General features: G+C 51.0%; 18 protein-coding genes. 14 read left to right on the forward strand and 4 right to left on the reverse strand.

All coding sequences use genetic code 11. The annotated features are described in order from the left end of the window. Nucleotides 1–37: 37 nt before the first annotated feature. The 4 genes from LGT44_RS03760 to LGT44_RS03775 form a co-directional block, all read right to left on the reverse strand. Complete coding sequence (locus LGT44_RS03760) at nt 38–1,588, reverse strand: FMN-binding glutamate synthase family protein (protein ID WP_230331283.1); 1,551 nt, start codon at nt 1,586–1,588, stop codon at nt 38–40. Between the two features lie 269 nt (nt 1,589–1,857). Further along, a complete protein-coding gene (locus LGT44_RS03765) occupies nt 1,858–2,187 on the reverse strand; it encodes a hypothetical protein (protein WP_145466250.1) in 330 nt (109 codons plus the stop codon). A 279-nt stretch (nt 2,188–2,466) separates the two neighbouring features. After that, on the reverse strand, nt 2,467–3,390 hold the full coding sequence (locus LGT44_RS03770) for a TIGR01777 family oxidoreductase (protein WP_230331284.1): 924 nt from the start codon (nt 3,388–3,390) through the stop codon (nt 2,467–2,469). Between the two features lie 34 nt (nt 3,391–3,424). Then, on the reverse strand, nt 3,425–5,194 hold the full coding sequence (locus tag LGT44_RS03775; protein WP_230331285.1) for an acyl-CoA dehydrogenase C-terminal domain-containing protein: 1,770 nt from the start codon (nt 5,192–5,194) through the stop codon (nt 3,425–3,427). A gap of 165 nt (nt 5,195–5,359) precedes the next feature. On the opposite strand from LGT44_RS03775, the gene LGT44_RS03780 reads away from it, so the two are divergent. The 14 genes from LGT44_RS03780 to LGT44_RS03845 all read left to right on the forward strand — a co-directional run bounded on the left by LGT44_RS03780 (nt 5,360) and on the right by LGT44_RS03845 (nt 19,580). Further along, on the forward strand, nt 5,360–6,370 hold the full coding sequence (locus LGT44_RS03780) for an NAD(P)/FAD-dependent oxidoreductase (protein ID WP_230331286.1): 1,011 nt from the start codon (nt 5,360–5,362) through the stop codon (nt 6,368–6,370). Then, complete coding sequence (locus tag LGT44_RS03785) at nt 6,367–6,759, forward strand: sirohydrochlorin chelatase (RefSeq protein ID WP_230331287.1); 393 nt, start codon at nt 6,367–6,369, stop codon at nt 6,757–6,759. The genes LGT44_RS03780 and LGT44_RS03785 overlap by 4 nt, the downstream gene beginning before the upstream one ends. 247 nt (nt 6,760–7,006) lie before the next feature. Then, nucleotides 7,007–8,011: a YbgA family protein gene (locus LGT44_RS03790; RefSeq protein WP_230331288.1), complete on the forward strand. Its 1,005-nt coding sequence runs from the start codon at nt 7,007–7,009 to the stop codon at nt 8,009–8,011. Then, entirely contained in the window at nt 8,008–8,925 is a 918-nt protein-coding gene (locus LGT44_RS03795; RefSeq protein WP_230331289.1) for a MerR family transcriptional regulator, read from the forward strand. The genes LGT44_RS03790 and LGT44_RS03795 overlap by 4 nt, the downstream gene beginning before the upstream one ends. Further along, nucleotides 8,922–10,385, forward strand: a complete 1,464-nt coding sequence (gene phrB / locus LGT44_RS03800) for a deoxyribodipyrimidine photo-lyase (RefSeq protein WP_230331290.1) — start codon at nt 8,922–8,924, stop codon at nt 10,383–10,385. Before LGT44_RS03795 ends, phrB begins: the two co-directional genes overlap by 4 nt. After that, nucleotides 10,378–11,373: an acyl-CoA desaturase gene (locus tag LGT44_RS03805; protein WP_230331291.1), complete on the forward strand. Its 996-nt coding sequence runs from the start codon at nt 10,378–10,380 to the stop codon at nt 11,371–11,373. Before phrB ends, LGT44_RS03805 begins: the two co-directional genes overlap by 8 nt. Before the next feature lie 2 nt (nt 11,374–11,375). Next, nucleotides 11,376–11,822, forward strand: a complete 447-nt coding sequence (locus LGT44_RS03810; protein WP_230331302.1) for a nuclear transport factor 2 family protein — start codon at nt 11,376–11,378, stop codon at nt 11,820–11,822. 32 nt (nt 11,823–11,854) lie between these two features. Next, nucleotides 11,855–12,640, forward strand: coding sequence for an SDR family NAD(P)-dependent oxidoreductase (locus tag LGT44_RS03815; RefSeq protein WP_230331292.1), 786 nt, complete (start codon nt 11,855–11,857; stop codon nt 12,638–12,640). After that, complete coding sequence (locus LGT44_RS03820; protein ID WP_230331293.1) at nt 12,637–13,896, forward strand: NAD(P)/FAD-dependent oxidoreductase; 1,260 nt, start codon at nt 12,637–12,639, stop codon at nt 13,894–13,896. The genes LGT44_RS03815 and LGT44_RS03820 overlap by 4 nt, the downstream gene beginning before the upstream one ends. Next, nucleotides 13,893–14,867, forward strand: a complete 975-nt coding sequence (locus LGT44_RS03825; RefSeq protein WP_230331294.1) for a DUF1365 domain-containing protein — start codon at nt 13,893–13,895, stop codon at nt 14,865–14,867. The genes LGT44_RS03820 and LGT44_RS03825 overlap by 4 nt, the downstream gene beginning before the upstream one ends. Then, complete coding sequence (locus LGT44_RS03830) at nt 14,864–16,120, forward strand: SAM-dependent methyltransferase (RefSeq protein ID WP_230331295.1); 1,257 nt, start codon at nt 14,864–14,866, stop codon at nt 16,118–16,120. The genes LGT44_RS03825 and LGT44_RS03830 overlap by 4 nt, the downstream gene beginning before the upstream one ends. 40 nt (nt 16,121–16,160) lie before the next feature. Beyond that, on the forward strand, nt 16,161–16,631 hold the full coding sequence (locus tag LGT44_RS03835) for a DUF2878 domain-containing protein (RefSeq protein ID WP_230331296.1): 471 nt from the start codon (nt 16,161–16,163) through the stop codon (nt 16,629–16,631). A 2-nt stretch (nt 16,632–16,633) separates the two neighbouring features. After that, nucleotides 16,634–17,359 (forward strand): hypothetical protein, encoded by a 726-nt coding sequence (locus tag LGT44_RS03840; protein ID WP_230331297.1) that lies wholly within the window; start codon nt 16,634–16,636, stop codon nt 17,357–17,359. A gap of 142 nt (nt 17,360–17,501) precedes the next feature. Further along, entirely contained in the window at nt 17,502–19,580 is a 2,079-nt protein-coding gene (locus LGT44_RS03845) for a TonB-dependent receptor plug domain-containing protein (protein WP_230331298.1), read from the forward strand. Nucleotides 19,581–19,590 lie beyond the last annotated feature (10 nt).

Consider the following 19,590-nt stretch of genomic DNA (forward strand, 5'->3'; position numbering starts at 1 on the left):
ACGACGTTACCAGTTGCTGTTCAGGGCCTGTCAGCCTTTATCTGACAGACTCTGAGGATAATTCACCGTCAAAGACCGGCTCAGTTCCCGGGTGGAACTGATCACTGCCATACAGTTCTGACAGTAATTTTGCTTCGCCATTAGGCTGTACCATACGCGCATGATGGCGGGTTAACTTACGCGGTTCATCTACACCACAGGAGTGGGCAATAATGCCAACCTCCTGATTCAGGGTTTCAACAAAATGCGCAACCCGTGCGGCTTTATCCGTTGGCACCAGCCCACGCTGCAAACGTGGATTATGGGTGGTAATGCCGGTCGGGCAGGTATTTTTATTACACTGCAACGCCTGAATACAGCCGAGGGCAAACATAAAGCCACGTGCACTGGTGACAAAATCGGCACCCACGCACAATGCCCAGGCGACCCGGTCGGGGGTAATTAATTTACCCGAGGCGACAACGCGGATACGCGGCCGTAATTTATATTCATCCAGCACATCAACCAGCATCGGCAACGCCTGAGCCAGCGGCAGGCCCATATAATCCATTAACGATTGTGGTGCTGCACCTGTACCACCTTCAGCACCGTCGAGAGTGATAAAATCCGGTGCACACTCAACACCCCGCACCTGAATAGCCCGGCATAAATCCCGAATCCAGCCAATATCACCCAATACCGCTTTAAAACCGACCGGCTTACCGGTGATGGCCCGAACCTGACCGATCATGTCGAGTAAGTCGTCAACCGAACGAACCTCCGGATGACCATTGGGAGAAATCGAATCTTCGCCCACCGCAATATGACGGATCGCCGCAATTTCAGCCGTTACTTTTGTTCCGGGTAAAATCCCGCCTTTACCGGGTTTGGCGCCCTGACTGAGTTTAATTTCAAACATACGTACCTGTTCATGGGCGGCAATCGTACGTAATTTTTCCTCATCCAGTTCTCCGAACTCATTACGCACACCGTATTTTGCGGTGCCAATCTGGAAGACGATGTCGGCTCCGCCTTCAAGGTGATAGGGCGACAGGCCCCCTTCGCCGGTATTCATCCAACAACCGGCCAGGCTGGCACCTTTGGACAAAGCCAGTACCGCCGGACGGGAAATAGCTCCGAAACTCATACCGGAAATATTAATCAGCGAAGAGGTGGTGTAAGGGGTGCGGCAATGCTCACCCAGAGTAATCGGACCGGTATCGGCAAAGTCATGCTTAAGTGCCGGGAAAGCACTGTTAACAAACAGGATGGTACCGGGCACATCCAGCCGGCGGGTGGAACCAAAGGCTACTGTCGTATTTTCTTTTTTTGCAGCCCGGTAAACCCAGGTCCGCTCAGCGCGGTTAAAGGGTAACTCTTCCCGGTCCAGTGCAAAAAAGTACTGCCGGAAAAACTCACCCAGATGTTCGAAGAAGTAACGGAAACGGCCAATAACCGGAAAGTTACGGCGAACGGTATGGCGGGTCTGGGTAATATCCACCACATAGGCCACCAGTATCCAGCCTGTAACCGCCAGCGCCACCAGCCCCAACAAACCGACTAAAACGATGACGCCATAAGCGGCAATCAGGAATACTTCATCAGACATTATCCATCTCCGGCAATTGAACTGAGCAGACTGAGGTCACAGCTTAGAGGCTGGAGGTTTAACTGTCATTACTGTCATGTAAAACGCTGTAGTGCGCTGAAGGATCAGACTCGACATTTTAAAAAAGACAGGCAAAAAAAAGAGCAGCCAGGCTGCTCGGAGAACGAAGTTTGATCGGGTGCTGTGATCAAAGGACATCAGGGTGCTGAATCGGTTAGTGCAAGGACGTTTCTGCCCGCCTCCTGGCTGGCGGTATCCGTACCGCAGGCTTACGCCGTTGGCGTAATGTTTTTCACGTTTTTGGCGGTGAAGTAAGAGAACCCACCTTCTATATCGCCCACTTCCACCCGGTTAGGAGCAAGCGGTGAGCTTTTGATTGCGGCAATATACAGGCCGTGGCAGGCAATCAGGTTTTTATCGACATCGTTAAAGTGCGGCTGAGAAAAAGCAAAAGTCTTACGTTCACAGCCACGTTCCAATGTGAGGATAAGTTGGGCATCGGTCAGCTCGTTAGCCCGTGAATAATTCACGTAGGTTACACGATACGCCTGATCGAATTCGTACAGATATTGATCGAGTGTTTGGCGGCTGATACTCATGAATAAATAAACCTATATCGGTGACTGGCGAGTTACCTTTAGGTTTAGTCGTCGCGGGGAGGCATCGCAATGCGGAATAACACAAATCTACAGATATTTTGTAAGTGTCATTTTTCAGTTAAAAAACGACGTTATTTACCTGCGGATGGAGAGCATTGATAGGAAAGTCAGGCGTCAATCTTTTGTTGTGTTACAGGAGATGAACAGAATATTACAAAGAGGATAAATACCCATTTTTTTGCTGTATTTACCCTCGGCTAAAAACCCCGTTATTGTCCGCTACCAGTGGCGGACAATATCTTTGAGTGCGTCACGATTGTCTGCAAAGTCATAGCTGAAGCCCAGTTCCTGAAGCCGCAGCGGCCGTACATCCTGACCTTTCAACAGCAGCTCACCCATTTCGCCAAACAGCAGTTTAACCACCATCGCCGGCATGGGTAATAACGCCGGCCGCTGCAGCTCGCGCGCCAGATTCAGGGTAAAGTCGTGATTGGTCACAGGATGTGGTGCCGTCATATTGATGACGCCATTAACAGTGCTATCAGCATCATGACTGAGCAATAAATCAACAGCCCGGCAATAATCGTGCAGATGAATCCACGACAGATTCTGGCGGCCATCGCCAATGATGCCTCCCAGCCCCAGACTGAACGGCAGCCATAAACGCTTCAGCATGCCGCCATGCACACCCAGCACAATACCCGTACGCAGGATCAGAAAACGTTCAGTGAGCGGCCGCAGGGGTTCTGCCGCCGCTTCCCAATCCGCACAAAGCTGCGCGGAGAAATCACTCCCCTGTGCATCCTGTTCTCCATGCGCTCTGTCATCTGCGCCACTGTAGCCACCGTAATAGCCAATGGCTGAACCACTGAGCACCACGCGGAAACGCTGCCCGCTGCGGCTGGCCCAGGCCGCCAGATCGCGGGTCAGCGCGATACGGCTGTCCTGCAGTACCTGCTTACGCGCACGTGTCCAGCGTTTATCAGCAATGCCCTCACCGGCCAGATTGATTAACACATCAAACTGACCGCTGAGTTGCTCAAACCCAGACACCGATTTCACCCTGCCGCCCCAGCGCCGCTGCACCCAGGCCGGGCGGCGGCTGAGCACGGTAATAACCGCACCCTGTGCCAGCCAGCGGTTGATCAGTGTCTGGCCAATAAAGCCGGTGCCACCGGTAATCAGAATGCGTTGTTCTGTCATCGTGTTCTCCTTACCGGTGGTTTGCCTGATCGAATCAGAACTGGCCGACGGCCATTTCCATCAGGCTGTCTTTACCGGCTTCAATTTCACTCATCAGAGCTTCGGTTTGCGGCAGCAGTTTGTCCATAAAGAAGCGGGCACTGTGCACTTTTGCCTGATAGAAGTCGGTTTCGGTTGAACCGGCATCCAGCTGCTGTTGTGCAGTCAGGGCCATACGGCTCCAGAAATAGGCGACCGCCGTCAGGGCAAACAGACGCAGATACGGCGTTGCAGCAGCACCGGCCTGTTCACGGTCACTCATGCCATTCTGCATCAGCCACATGGTGGCTTTCTGCAGGCGACCAATGGCCGCTTTCAGCTGTGGCAGGTGCGGAGCCTGTGGGTTGTCGTTGATAAAACCGTCGAGCATGGCAAAGAAACGCTTCAGTGCCCGTCCGCCATTCATGCCGATTTTACGGCCCACCAGATCCAGCGCCTGAATACCGTTGGTACCTTCGTAGATACGGGTGATACGGGCATCACGCACCAGCTGTTCCAGCGGCCAGTCCTGAGTAAAGCCGGAGCCACCCATTAACTGCAGACCATCGTTGGCACAGAAAAATCCTTCATCGGTGAGGAAGGCCTTAACCACCGGCGTCAGCAACTGCACCATGTCATCGGCATGTTCACGCTCGGCCGGATCTTCTGCAGTGTGGGCAATATCCAGATTCAGTGCGGTGAAGTATGCCAGCGCACGGCTGCCTTCAATGGTGGCTTTCTGACGCAGCAGCATACGGCGTACATCAGGGTGCACGATGATCGGATCGGCTGGCTTATCCGGCGCCTGTGGACCCGCCAGTGAACGGCTTTGCAGACGGTCTTTGGCGAAGCCCAGAGATACCTGATAAGCCGCTTCAGCAACCCCCAGCCCCTGCAGACCGACCATCAGACGTGCGCTGTTCATCATGACGAACATTGCCTGCAGACCTTTGTGCGGCTCGCCAATCAGCCAGCCTTTGGCTTCTTCAAAGTTCATCACACAGGTCGCAGAACCCTTGATACCCATTTTGTGTTCCAGACCGCCACAAAATGCCGGGTTACGGCTGCCGTCTTCCAGTACTTTAGGCACCAGGAACAGGGAAATCCCCTTGGAGCCCGCCGGCGCATCCGGCAGTTTGGCCAGCACCAGGTGAATGATGTTATCGACCAGATCATGCTCACCACCGGTAATCCAGATTTTGGTGCCGGAGATCGCATAAGAGCCATCCGCCTGCGGCTCTGCTTTGGTACGGATCAGCCCCAGATCTGTACCACAATGCGGTTCCGTCAGACACATGGTGCCAGTCCACTCACCGCTGATCAGGCGTGGCAGGAAGTAATCTTTCTGTTCGTTGGTGCCATAGCCAATCAGCGCATTCACTGCACCGTGGGTCAGGCCCGGATACATACCCAGCGACAGGTTAGCCGAACACATCATTTCTTCGGCCAGCGTGTTCAGCGTATGCGGCATACCCTGACCGCCGTATTCCACCGGCGCAGACAATGCCGTCCAGCCCGCTTCAGCAAACTGCTTATAAGCCTCTTTAAAACCATCGGGCGTGGTGACGCTTTTGCTTTCCGGGTCGTAATGACAACCCTGACGATCGCCGTTGGTGTTGGTTGGTGCGATAACATTCTGTGCCAGCTTCGCACCCTCAGTCAGCATGGCGTCCATGATGTCGCGGGTTGCGTCTTCATAGCCTGGCAATGCGGGTAAAATTTCATCACCTTTCAACAGTTCATACAGTACAAATTGCATGTCACGCAGGGGAGCCTGATAACTCATGGGGTATCCTCGTTGTTCAACGGGCCGCTAACGGCAGTTTATTTTCATACAGCTATGCAAGGCATCTGAAACGATGCAAAGCATTTTCAAAGCTATGCAATAGTTATACATCACAAGGAAAAGCGCTACAATGGAAAACTTATACAGAGCCGATAAGGATTTTATATGGCCCGCATAGCAATCATTGGCGCCGGCATGGCCGGACTGAGCGCACTGCAACTTCTTGCCGCACAGGGGCACGAGGTGACGGTATTTGATAAAAGCCGCGGTTCCGGCGGACGCATGGCCACTAAAAAAGTTGGCGATGCCAGCTGGGATATGGGGGCGCAGTTTATCCGTGCCCACAGCGCTGCCTTTACCGCGCAACTGCAGCAATGGCAGCACTACGGCTGGGTTGAGGAATGGAATATGACTCCCTGGATTGCCGATGCCAAAGGTCTGCACCCTTCGCCGGATACTGTGCTGCGCTATGTCGGCATGCCGCGCATGACCGGCCTAAGCCGCTCGTTGCTGGAGCCTGCGGCGGCCTTTATCGCCAGCACCCGCATTGTCAGCGCCAGCCGCGGGGCAAGCACGGGTCAATGGTCACTGAGCTGCGATGATGGTAAGACATTCGGCCCGTTCGACGGCCTGCTGATCAACACACCACCACAACAGGCCATACCGCTGCTGAGCGCCGCGCCACAACTGGCAGCGCAATGTGAACAGGTGGATATGCTGCCCTGCTGGACACTGCTGCTGACACTGCCAGAGGCAATGAACTGCGCTGCAGATGCCGTTTTTGTTAAACAGGGCCCGGTAAGCTGGATTGCGCGCAACAGCAGCAAGCCCGGACGGGACAAGAAACAGGCCTGGGCGATTCAGGCCAGCCACGAATGGAGCCGCCAGCATACCGATGCCCCGCGTGAGCTGGTGCAACAGGAACTGCTGAGCGCCTTCTTTGCAGCACTGCAACAGCCGCAACAACAACCCGACACGCTGTGGCTGCACCGCTGGCTATACGCAATACCAGCCAATAGCCTTACACTGGGCGCCTTAAGTGACATCGGGCAGCAACTCGTTGTCTGCGGCGACTGGTGCCACAGCCCCAGCCTTGAAGGTGCCTGGCTGAGCGGCCAGCAGGCTGCACGAACATTACTGACCACACTCCCGAATACGGCAGAAGAACCACTATGACACTGAAAACCGCTTCGATTCTGCTTGCTCACGGCAGCAGCGACCCGCACTGGCTGGCGCCATTCGATCAGTTATTACAACGCATCCGTGACAGCCTGAGCGACCCGGAGGCACGGGCCGAACTGGCCTATATGGAACTGGCAGAACCTTCACTGCAAAGCCAGATAAGGCGTCTGGCTGAAGAAGGCTATGGCCAGATCGATGTATTACCGCTGTTTTTTGCCGCAGGCCGCCATTTGCGTAAAGACGTACCCGCCATGCTGGATAACATGCAGCAGCTGCTGCAGCAGGAAGGTATGCATATCAGTATCCACTTACACCCCCCGATTGGCCTGGAACCTGAAGTCGCCAGAGCCATCAGCCAGGTCGTACTGCGCCAGCTGCAATAGCATCCCCACGGGCAGGCCTCCTGCCCGCATTTCCTGACTTCCGAAGATCCCCGCCACGATATTGCAGCCAGTCTTTCTGCGCGCTGTATAACGCCACTCTGTACCACCCCATCCGCCCTGACAGACAAATTCCTTAACAATCATAGCCTTATACAAAAGTGAAAAATATTATACAAAGATGATTGACTTGTAGAACTTATCAGAGCCAGAATGGACTTATACAACAAACGATGCATAGGTTATACATATGGCTCAGCAGCATCCCTTCAAGACCACACACAGCACCATTGGCTCCGACCGCATCCCGGTTGGTATCAGCGCTTGCCTGATGGGTCAGGCGGTACGTTTTAACGGTTCGCACAAGCGCTCACGTTTCTGTACCGACACTCTGAGCCAGTACTTTGACTTTGTATCTATCTGCCCGGAAGTTGCCATTGGTATGGGCACACCACGCGAGCCTATCCGCCTGGTCAGCGAACATGCCGCCGACAACAACGTCCGTGCCGTCGGTGTGACTGACAGCAGCATCGATGTTACCGATGCACTGGCAGAATACGGCGCCCGTCAGGCACAGCAACAGCAGCAACTGTGTGGCTACATCTTTATGCAGAAAAGCCCAAGCTGCGGCCTGTTTGGTGTTAAGCGCTACCTCGCCAATGGCCATCCTGAAGGCAGCACCCGTGGCATTTATGCCGATGCTTTCTGCAAAGCTCACCCGCTGTTACCGGTTGAGGAAGCCGGACGGCTGAATGATGCGGCGCTGCGTGAGAATTTTATGACCCGTGTATTCGCCTATCACGACTGGCAGCAGTTTCAGGCGGCCGGTATCAGCCGCAAAGGTCTGATCAGCTTTCACTCGCGCTACAAATATCTGGTCATGGCGCACAGCATGCTGCACTACAAGAGCATGGGACGACTGCTGGCCAATCTGCGGGAAGGTAATCTGAAAATGCTGGCGCAGGATTATTTTGTGCAGTTAATGACAGCGCTGGCCAAACCTGCCAGCCGTAAAATGCACACCAATACGCTGATGCATTTACAGGGTTATTTAAAACAGCTGATCTCCGCCAGTGATAAAGCTGAACTGAGCGAAATCATAAACCAGTACCGCCAGGGAATTATTCCATTGGTCGTACCGCTGACCCTGCTTAAACATCACCTCAACCGCTATGGCGAAAGTAACCAGTACGCCTGTCAGCAGGTGTATCTGAATCCGCACCCTTATGAACTGGGTTTACGGAACGCGATATGAATCGCCTCGATGATCGTGGTACCTACCCTATCCGGGAATTTGCCCGCCTTACCGGAGTTAATCCGGTAACGCTGCGTGCATGGGAAAGGCGCTACGGCATTATTCGCCCGGAACGTACCGAAAAAGGCCATCGCTTTTACACCGATGAGCATATTCAGCACGTGCGCCACATTCTGTATTGGCTGGATCAGGGTTACCCGATCCGCCAGGTAAAGTTACTGCTGAAAGATGGTCAGGAAAACAGCAGCAATAATAATGACGACTGGCTGAACCAGCAGCAGCAGGTTATCCGTGCCGCACAGCATCTGAATACACAACATCTCGACGAGCTGTGGAATGCCGGTTTTTCCAGCTATCCACTGGCCGTTTATTACGAGCGCTGTCTGTCACCTGTACTGCATTTTCTGCGCAGCAGCAGTACCCCCCTTATTGTGACACATGCATTCGAACATCTGCTGAAGCGCAAATTTGGCGCCATGCTGTTGCAGCAACAACGCCATAATAAAGGCCCGGTATTGTTACTTGCCACCAATCACGAGCATGCCGAAATAGAAACGCTTGCCTGTGCCTGTGCATTGGGAGCTGCAGAATTCCGGGTTGAATACTTTGGTCCACAACCAACACCTTCCGATCTGGGTTTAACCCTGACGATGATACCCGCAGCCAATGTCTGGATTCATTTTCATCCGTTAATTCCGGCTCACCAGCAACAGTGGCAGGACTACTTCAGCCATTGCCATGTGACACATTTTCTTTCCGGTGCTGCTCCGGATACACAAGTACAGCATAAAACACTGATCAGATTACCTGATCAGTTATCCCGCCAGGTAAGAACCTTTATTACCGGCAACAACACTGAAAAAAAAACTGACAACAATGCAGAGAAACATACTCATAACGGAGGTTTCCATTGACTCAGTTAGTCTGGTTCCGTACCGATTTGCGCAGCCGCGACAATCCTGCACTGTGGCATGCCTGCAAACATATTGAAGAAGGTGTCGTCGGCGTCGTTTTTGTTACCCGTCAGCAATGGCTTCAGCATGGCTTAGGCGAGCGAAAAATACAGCTGATGGAAAACACCATGCTGGCATTGAAGGCTGAACTGGAGTCTTTGAATATTCCTCTTCTGATTCTCACGGCTAATACATTTGCTGACTGCAATCAGATTCTTCAGCGCATCATTATTCAGCTGAATATCCGTTCGGTAGCTTTTAATATCGAATATGAAGTCAACGAGCGCCGGCGCGATATCGAGTTTGGCCGCTGGTGCCGTGAGCAGGAAATATCACTGTATAAATTCCATGACCAGTGTGTGGTTCCCCCAGGTGAAGTACGCACTAAACAGGATCTTCCGTTTAAAGTTTTTACGCCATTCAAACGCGCCTGGATTCAGCAGGCAGAAAGCGTTATAGCAGCACCGCTGCCACGGCCAGAGCAACGCGATCAGAAAATACAGTCAGCGTTAACAGATCTGATTAAGGCGCAATCCGGTTTATTACTCAGTGCTCCACCAATAAAAGCCGTTGCCGATCCGCTCTGGCCCGCTACGGAAGACGAAGCTCACCTGCGTCTGAACCGCTTTGCGGAAGAGCGTGGCTGTGCCTATAAACAACTGCGTGATTTTCCTGCCGAAGACGCAACCAGCCGTTTATCGGTTTACCTGTCATTAGGTCTGATTTCTGTGCGCCAGTGCCTGCATGTCGCACTTGATCATAATAATGGCCGCTTTACCGGTGGCAGCCCCGGTTTTGACAGCTGGATCAGCGAGCTGATCTGGCGCGAATTTTATCGTCATCTGCTGGTCGCATTTCCACAACTGTGCAAGCACAAAGCCTTTAAACCCGATACCGAGCAGGTTCCATGGCGCAACAGCGAGGCGGATTTCAAAGCCTGGTGTGAAGGTCGTACCGGTTATCCGGTTGTTGATGCAGCACAAAAACAACTTATTGCGGAAGGCTGGATGCACAACCGGCTGCGCATGATCAGCGCCATGTTTTTAACCAAACATCTGCTGATTGACTGGCGCAAAGGCGAAGCCTTTTTTAATCAGTGGCTGCTTGATGCTGACCTGGCTTCCAATAATGGAGGCTGGCAATGGAGTGCATCAACCGGTGCCGATGGCGTTCCGTATTTCCGTATATTTAATCCAACCACTCAATCACAACGATTTGATGCCTCGGGTGATTTTATCGCCCGCTATATCCCGGAATTAATCAATCTTCCCGGCGCATCACGTCACCAGCCAGACAACCTGCAACGTCAGCGTTGCGGTTATCCACCGCCACTGGTAGAGCATAAATTTGCCCGCCAACGGGCGCTGGACGCTTTTAAACAGACGCTAACCACGGCCAATGCCGGAGATGAGCATGAATAACAATGACGGCCTTTCATCATCCACAGGATCACCACGTAACGGGAACCTGTGGCGTAACATCATGCGCTGGTTCGATTCTGAAAGCGGTCAGGATGATGACATGCACAGTACAGAATTTAACTGGCTGAGGGTTATGCCATTTATTATTCTTCATCTGCTGTGTTTACTGGCGTTTTTTCTTCCGTTAAGCAGTACGGCATTAGCAGTGTGTTTTGCGCTTTACTGGTTAAGACTGTTTGCTATCACAGCCTTTTACCACCGTTATTTTTCTCACCGGGCTTATAAAACCAATCGTTTCTGGCAGTTTATTTTCGCCTTACTTGGCAATATGGCAGCACAACGCGGACCACTCTGGTGGGCTGCTCATCACCGTGCTCATCACCAGCATGCCGATACCGATGAAGACCTTCATTCACCGGTAAAGCGTGGTTTCTGGTGGAGTCATGCCGGCTGGTTCACCTGTGATGCATCATTCAACACCCAGTATCAGCGCATCAAAGACTTTGCCCGCTTTCCCGAATTACGCTGGCTGAACCGTTATGACAGCGTTGCTCCCTTACTGCTTATTGTACTGCTGTTTCTGGCTGGCGAATGGCTAGCGGTAGCGGCACCGGAATTAAACACCAATGGTCTGCAACTGGTTGTCTGGGGTTTCTTTATTTCTACGGTATTACTGTTTCACTCTACCGTTACTATTAATTCTCTGGGGCATATCTGGGGCAAAAAGCGTTTTGCAACGAAAGATGAAAGCCGCAACAACGCATTTCTGGCCCTGCTGACTCTGGGCGAAGGCTGGCATAACAATCATCACCGCTGGGCAGTATCAGCCCGCCAGGGATTTTATTGGTGGGAGCTGGATATTACCTATCTGATTCTGAAACTCATGAGCTGGATCGGAATTGTGTACGACCTAAGCCCGGTTCCACGCCATGTTCTTGAGGAAGGCCGTAACACCTCTCTGCAAACATCGCAGGAGAAATCACTGTGAATATGCTTACCGCAGTTTCCGGCAGTAACAGTGCTGAACGCTTTCAGACGCTTTACCACCACCTTAACCGCGATACCATTTCTCGTGAGCTGTTAAGCACCTGCTATGCCGACAATATTGTGTTCAGCGATCCCTTCCATGAAATCCATGGTATCCGCGAACTGACAGACTATTTTATCGGCATGTACAGCAACGTTAACCATATCGATTTTATTTTCACCAGCAGCTGGCATCAGGATGAGCGCAGTATGTTGCGCTGGACCATGAATTTCCGTCACCCGCGCCTGCGTAACGGTGAGTTGATTACCATCGAAGGCTGCAGTGAACTGCGCTGGGAAAATAACCGCATTGTATATCACCGCGACTTTTTTGATGCCGGTGCCATGCTGTATGAGCATATTCCTCTGCTTGGCTGGGTTATCCGTAAGCTGAAGGAGCGCATGCAATGACACTCAGAAATATAAAGAACAGGCAAAACCCTTTGCCCCTGACAGATCAGATTATCTGGTTAACCGGAGCATCAAGCGGTATTGGTGAAGCCCTTGTGCATAAATTACAGCAACAGTGCCGTCACCTGATAATCAGTGCACGCAATGCGATAGCTCTGCAAAAACTGGCTGAAAATTACAGTAATGTCAGCATTCAGGTTGCTGACATTACTGATGCCGCACAAATGTTGGCTGCGGCAGCGGCTATTAAGGCCCAGTTCGGCTATATCGATACCTTAATCGCGAATGCCGGCACCTGTGAATATGTCGATGTCGACCATTTTGATGGGGCATTAATCCGACGCGTTCATGAAACCAATTTCTTCGGTCTGGTCAATACCGTTCAGGCCGCACTGCCCCTGCTGGAGAAAAGCCAACAGGGTTATATTGCCGGCATGAGCAGTAGTGTGACCTGGCTGGCGATGCCACGTGCTCAGGCCTACGGTGCCAGCAAAGCAGCTGTACGCCATTTTCTCCAGTGCATGCAGGCGGATCTGAAACACAAAGGGATTGATGTTGGCATTATATCTCCCGGGTTTGTTAAGACTCCCCTGACAGATCGCAATGACTTTCCAATGCCCGGAAAAATCGATGCTGAAAGTGCTGCAGATATCATTATCCGGGGACTGAAAAAACGTCGCCTGGAAATCCGGTTCCCATTTTTATTCACCCTGATACTGCGCCTGACAGGTGCATTGCCCGCCCGCCTGCGACTGAAAATAACCAGCGCTATGGCACGTAACAATCCACAACCTGAAACCGGAGACCATCACTCATGAAAGAACGTATTGCGATTATCGGTTCCGGAATTTCCGGCCTGACCAGTGCCTGGCTGTTACGTGAAAAATACGATGTCCATCTGTATGAAGCCGGTGACTATCTCGGCGGGCATACTCAGACCAATGATATTGAGGTCGCAGGAAAAACCTATCCGGTTAACAGTGGATTTATTGTCTTTAACGACTGGACCTATCCTGACTTTATTCGTCTTATGGACCGGCTGGGTGTTGCCGCTGAAAACTCGGATATGAGCTTCAGTGTTAAATGCGAGCGATCGGGAATGGAATACAACGGCCATTCTCTGGACTCTCTCTTTGCCCAGCGCAGTAACATTTTCAACCTGCGTTTTCTCTGGATGATCAGGGATATTCTGAAATTCAACAAAGAAACCCGCGCAGAACTCGCATCCGGCAGTGTAAGCAACAGCGAAACACTGGGGGAATACCTGATCCGCAAAGGCTACAGCGATTACTTCCGCCGCTATTACATCATCCCCATGGGCGCTGCGATCTGGTCAGCCAGCGAAGCCATGATGATGGATTTCCCTCTGTACTTCTTCCTGCGCTTTTTCAACAACCACGGCATGCTCAGCGTGGATGAAAGGCCACAGTGGCGGGTAATCAGTAATGGCTCACGCAGTTACGTACGCCGCATAGAGCAGGATCTGGAAGCGGGCCATATCTATCTGAATACGGAAGTTACCCGGGTAGAGCGTGATGATCAGGGCGTTATGCTCTATTCATCACGGGGAGCTGAACGCTATTCCCAGGTTATTTTCGCCTGTCACAGTGATCAGGCGCTGAAGATGCTTGCCCATCCAACCACAGAAGAGCAGGAAATTCTGGGGGCAATTCCTTATAAAATGAATGATGTCGTATTGCATACCGACAGCAGTATTCTTCCGGAAAACAAAAAGGCATGGGCAGCCTGGAATTACCATATCGGTCAAAAAGATCAGGATACCGTCGCGGTAACCTACTATATGAACCGCCTGCAGAACTTTGATGATGCTCCGGTTGATTTCTGCGTTACGCTGAATAAGACCAGAGATATTGACCCGAAAAAAATCCTGCGATCTTTCCGTTATGCACACCCGGTGTTCACTCTGCAAGGTATGGCGGCACAACAACGTCATACTGAAATCAGTGGTCATAACCGCAGCCATTTCTGTGGTGCTTACTGGTTTAATGGTTTTCACGAAGACGGCGTTAAAAGTGCTTTGCGCGTTACTGAATCACTGGGAGTGTCGCTGTGATATTCCAGCAGCAAAAGCCTTCAGGCCGACCATCTGCTCAGGCTCGGCACAGCGCGATTTATACTGGCTGGGTTCGCCATCGCCGCTTTACTCAGACAGATAACGCCTTTAAATACCAGGTTTTTATGGTACTGCTTGATCTGGATGAAGCAGAACAGGTACTGGCACGGCATCCGCTGTGGAAATGCGGCAGTAAAGGTATGGCCTTGATCCGCTTCTGTCGTGATGACTATTTTGCTGCTGAACATAAGATCTGTGACCAACCATCGGATCTCAAGCGTTTATTGGTCAATACCTTTTATCAGGAGTTAAATGAACGGGTCGAGCGTGTTTCCATGCTCACCAACCTGCGCAGCTTTGGTTACCTGATAAACCCGGTTACATTTTATTTTGGCTACCGCAGCGATGGCAGTCTTGCCGGTATTCTTGCAGAAATTACCAATACCCCCTGGGGCGAGCGTTTTCACTACACGCTATCAACCAGCAATGACACAACTGCTGGTAACACAACCGCCGGTAACACCACGATAGAGAAACAGCAGGGTATCGTACCTGTCCGTCATTTGGTCAGTACTTCTTTTAAAGGATTTCACGGCTACGAATACCGTTTTAATAAAGACTTTCATGTATCACCATTTAATCCAATGGCCATGGAGTACCGCTGGGTCATTCAGAATCCGGCAGAAGAACTGCTGATTCATATGGATACCTTTAACCTTGCGAACCTGGGCCATAAAGATTTCGATGCAACGATGAAGCTGGAAAGACGAGAATTTTCCCGTGCCATGATGAGTAAAGTGCTGTGGCGTTTTCCATTGATGACTCTGAAAGTTGTCGCCGGTATTTACTGGAATGCTTTTAAGCTTTGGCTGCGCCGTTCACCTTTTTACGATCATCCGGGTAAACCCTCACCTGAAACCGAACTCAATAACAAGTCTGAGGCCAGCTCTGGCCGGGAGCAAATGCGATGAAAACTCTGACGATGAATCCGGAAAAAATGCACTGGCTCGACCGCTTATGCCGGAACGCACTGTTAAATACACTGGAAAATCTTCATACCGGTTGTATACGCCTGCAAGAAGGAGATCAGCAGCATATTTTTGGCAATCCGGCCGCTACAGAATTCAGTGCTGCAATTGAAATACTGGATGCGGAGGCTTACCGCAATATTGCTCTTAACGGCAGCGTCGGAGCGGGTGAGTCTTATATGACCGGTGATTGGACAAGTGAAAACCTTCCCATGCTGATCCGGGTGCTCGCACGCAACAAAGACGTGGTTGACAGCATCGACGGCGGACTGGCCAGCTTTGGGAAATTACTGCTGAAAGGCTTTCATTACCTTAATCGCAATACAGAGAAAGGTTCACGCCGGAATATTGCTGCTCATTATGATCTGGGTAACGAAATGTTTGAGCTGTTTCTGGATCCGACCATGATGTACTCCAGTGGTATATTCCCTGCAGAAACATCCAGCATGGAAGAAGCGTCGGTGTACAAGCTGGATCGTATCTGCCAGAAGTTGCAGCTCACAGCAGCAGATCATCTGGTGGAAATCGGTACCGGCTGGGGCAGCATGGCAATTCATGCAGCTAAACACTATGGCTGCAAAGTCACCACAACCACCATTTCTGAAGAGCAGTATGCCTGGGCTGAACGGCGTGTGCGCGAAGAAGGACTGGAAGATAAAATCACGCTGCTAAAAAAGGATTATCGTGCGCTGGAAGGCCAGTACGATAAGTTAGTTTCTGTTGAAATGATTGAAGCCGTTGGACATCAGTATCTGGATACCTACATAGCAACCTGCAGCCGGCTGCTGAAAGATGACGGTATTGCCCTTATTCAGGCGATCACGATTGATGACCAGCGCTATGATCAGGCAAAAAATGAAGTCGATTTTATTAAGCGCTATATATTTCCGGGAAGCTTCATTCCCTGCGTCACGGCCATCAGTCAGGCTGTTACACGCGCAAGTGATATGAAAATGATTCATATGGAGGATATTACTCCCCATTATGCGCGCACGCTGGATGCATGGCGTAAGCGTTTTCTCAGTAACCGTGAGCAGATTATGGCCCTTGGCTATGATGAAACCTTTATCCGTTTATGGGACTTTTATTTTGCCTACTGCGAAGGCGGATTTGCCGAGCGGGTAATCGGTGATGTTCAGCTGGTATTCGCCAAACCATTAAATCGCCGTCCGCCACTATTGGGTAATCTGAGCTGATATGAACCTGCCAATGAACGCAATGGTAAGCAGCAAAAAAATGGCTCTTCTGCTGAATATTATCGGTTTTCAGCTGTGCTGGATTGCCTGTGTCATTGGCGGAAACTTATGGGCTTCTCTCTGCGTTTCGCTATTTATGTTTTGGCACTGGTGGCAGCTTAAAACCGGAGAATTGTGGCTGATTATTACGATCACACTGGGAGGAACGCTGTTTGACAGTTTATTACTGAATTTTGATTTGCTGACATTTCCTTCTTACGAAGGCCCACTGATACCACTGTGGCTGATTCTGCTGTGGACAGCTTTTTCAGCAACCCTGTATCACTCGATGGCCTGGTTGCTGAAAAAGCCATTATTGGCCGCAGCCCTTGGTGCTGTTGCAGCCCCCTGGAGTTATTACGCAGGCTCACTGTTTGATGCGGTACAGCTGACATCACCAGCGTTACTGCTGATAGCTTCCGCCTGGGCATTATTGTTGGGGGCGGTTGCCCTTTTTCGCCGGGAGCGATAATCATGTTAACCACTTCAGTTAAAGTATTGTTGGCAGGACTTATCCTTAATGCACAGGCAGACGTCACTGAGGTTATGATCTATTCCGGAAAGGCTTATGCACCGGACAACCCCCGGCAGCTGCTTTACTGTGAAAAGCACCGTTTGCAGCTGCGCGGTGATAAACCTTACCGGCGTAACGTCAGTTACTTTAATGCCGATGGAAAGCTGATAGCACAAAAGGAAAATCAATACTTCAGTAACCCGGCAGCGCCCGACTTCCGCTTGCAGGACTTACGCCATCATTATCATGAGCAGGCCAAATATAATGATGATGGCAGCCTGCTATTGAGCCTGCAGGAGAATTCTGCAGCAGAAGAGCAGAAGACTCTCCTTACAGAATTGCCGGAAAATCTGGTCATTGATGCCGGATTTGACGAATTTGTACGTCTTCATTGGCAATCGTTACTGTCAGGTAAAGAGGTGAGCTTCAGTTTTGCTTCTGCAGCCCGTCAGGATCTTGTTAATTTCCGGCTGGAGAGGACATCGCTGGATGATCGTCAACTGGTGCTCAGCATGCGCCTGAAATCGCGCCTGCTGGCCTGGTTGCTGGATCCGATAGAGCTGACCTATGAGCGCGACAGTCAGCGCCTGCTGCGTTATCGTGGCCTGAGTAACATTATGGATTCCGCTGGTAATACCTATCACGCAGATATCCGTTATGAATATCCGGGGGATTGTCCGAACTGATGGCGCCGTCCGGCTTGTTTCTTCAGGCCGCGGCGCAGATGACAGCAAAACCTCTCAATGGTTCACCTTGCATTCATCTTTACCTGCTAACATCAGCTCTATTATGACTATATCTGTGAATTATCAACAGGGAAAACGTCCGATGAAATCACCGATGGCATTGCCTCAACGCACCGCACTCTCAGCACAGATACAGCTGGCTGGCCTGCTGATCTCCGGCCTTCTTTTTGCTGCCCCGGCCAGTGCCGATGAAACTGAAGCTATTGAACTGGATACAGTACAGATCAGTGGAAAAGAGGAGAAACTGACCGAGATTTCCACAGAAAAGCTGTTGAAGATTCCCGGTTCAGGTAATGACCCTTTGCGCGCAATCGAGAGTCTTCCCGGTGTGACCTTTACCGGAGGAAGAACATCGGCACCGGCCGTGCGTGGTTCATCCCCGGATGACAATGCTTATATTATTGATTTTATTCCCGTTGGTTATATTTTCCATACCGACTCGTCCAGTATTCTTAGCGATAATGTCGTTGAAGATTTTACCCTCGAAACTGCAGCGTTTCCGGCGCAATACAACAACGCAACCGGCGCCGTCATCGATGCCACATCACGCTCCCCCTATTATGACCGCAGCCAGTTTATTATTGACGCAAGCCTGCTGAAGGCCGGTATTTTTATCGAACAACCGCTCAGCGAAAATCAGAGTTTTTACATTGCTGCGCGGCAGAGTCTGTTTCAGTACTACATCGAGAACTTTCTCGATGACGAAGACTTCGAGTTCACAACTGTACCGGAATATTACGATTATCAGGGAAAATATGAGTACCGCATCAGCGCAACGGAAACCCTGTCATTCCAGGCCATTGGTTCACGCGATAAAGCCGGTCTGTTATTTGCCGAAGATTCTGACACTGTGTTGCAGGACCCGGGGTTATCCGGCGGACTGGCTTTTGAAGCCTTTTTCAACAGCCAGGGGCTGGTCTGGGAAAAGCTGTATACCAGTGGCATGACCCATAAAATCGGCCTGTCGCAAATGGAGCAAAAACTTGGTTTCCGAGTTGGCCCCGACAACAAAATCGACGTGAAAGTAAATGACTATAACCTGCGCAGTCAGTTCAGCTACCCACTGAATTACCAGCATGAATTACGCTGGGGTGTGGAATTAACGGAAAGCCAGATCAGTTACAAAGGCCGTTTTGAAGCTCCGCCCTGTGATGAATTTACGCCGGATTGCCGTATCGTAGATGGCACCGAAGTATTGGAAGGTGACGGTAAACCTACAATTTATCACTACGATGCACACCTTGCAGACGCCTGGGACGTAACCCAGAACTGGACACTGACCCCTGGTGTTGCGCTGTCCTATGATGATTATACCGAGCAGTATTTCGGTGAACCTCGCCTGCAAAGCCGCTGGCAGTTCACCAATAACTGGTGGTTTACCAGTGCCTATGGCCGCCACCATATTCTGCCGGATAATTTTGGTGATTATGTCGCACCTTTCGGTAATCCGGATCTGAAACAGCCAACCGCTACGCACTACGAGCTGGGTATTGAAAATCAGCTGGCCAATGACATGCTGTGGAAATTCGAAGTTTATTATAAAGACCTGGATAACATCATTATCGGCCGCCCGGGTCAGGCCTATTACAGCAGCCTGACAGATGATGAATATAACGACCTGCCACTGTATACCAATGATGCTGATGGCAAAGCCTGGGGCATGGAATTTTTCCTGAATAAAAACCTGACCGAGCGCTGGTATGGCTGGTTGTCGGTGGCTTACTCACGCACCTTCCGCACCAATAATCTGACCGGAGATGACTTCAGTTATAACTACGACCAGCCGGTTATTATCAACAGCGTGGCGAATTACAAACTGAATAAAGACTGGCAGATTGGTTTTAAATGGCGCTATCAGAGCGGCCAGTTAATTACACCACTTGAAGGTTCCGTACAGGATGCCGATGATCCTGCACTGTATAACCCGATCTATGGCAATCTGAATTCCGAACGCCTACCGGCCTATCACAAACTGGATGTACGTGCTGACCGTACCTACCGCTTCAGTGGCTGGGAAATGGACTTTTACGCAGAAATCCTGAACCTGTACGGACGTGATAACGTCACCGGCTACGAATACAAAGGGGCGGATTACAGCGAAAAAGAAGAGGTTACCGATTTACCGACCATTATCTCGTTCGGCATTAAAGCCAAAATCTGAGAACCACAGC

The sequence above is a fragment of the Thalassolituus alkanivorans genome, assembly GCF_020447205.1.
Classification (GTDB): domain Bacteria; phylum Pseudomonadota; class Gammaproteobacteria; order Pseudomonadales; family Oceanobacteraceae; genus Venatoribacter; species Venatoribacter alkanivorans.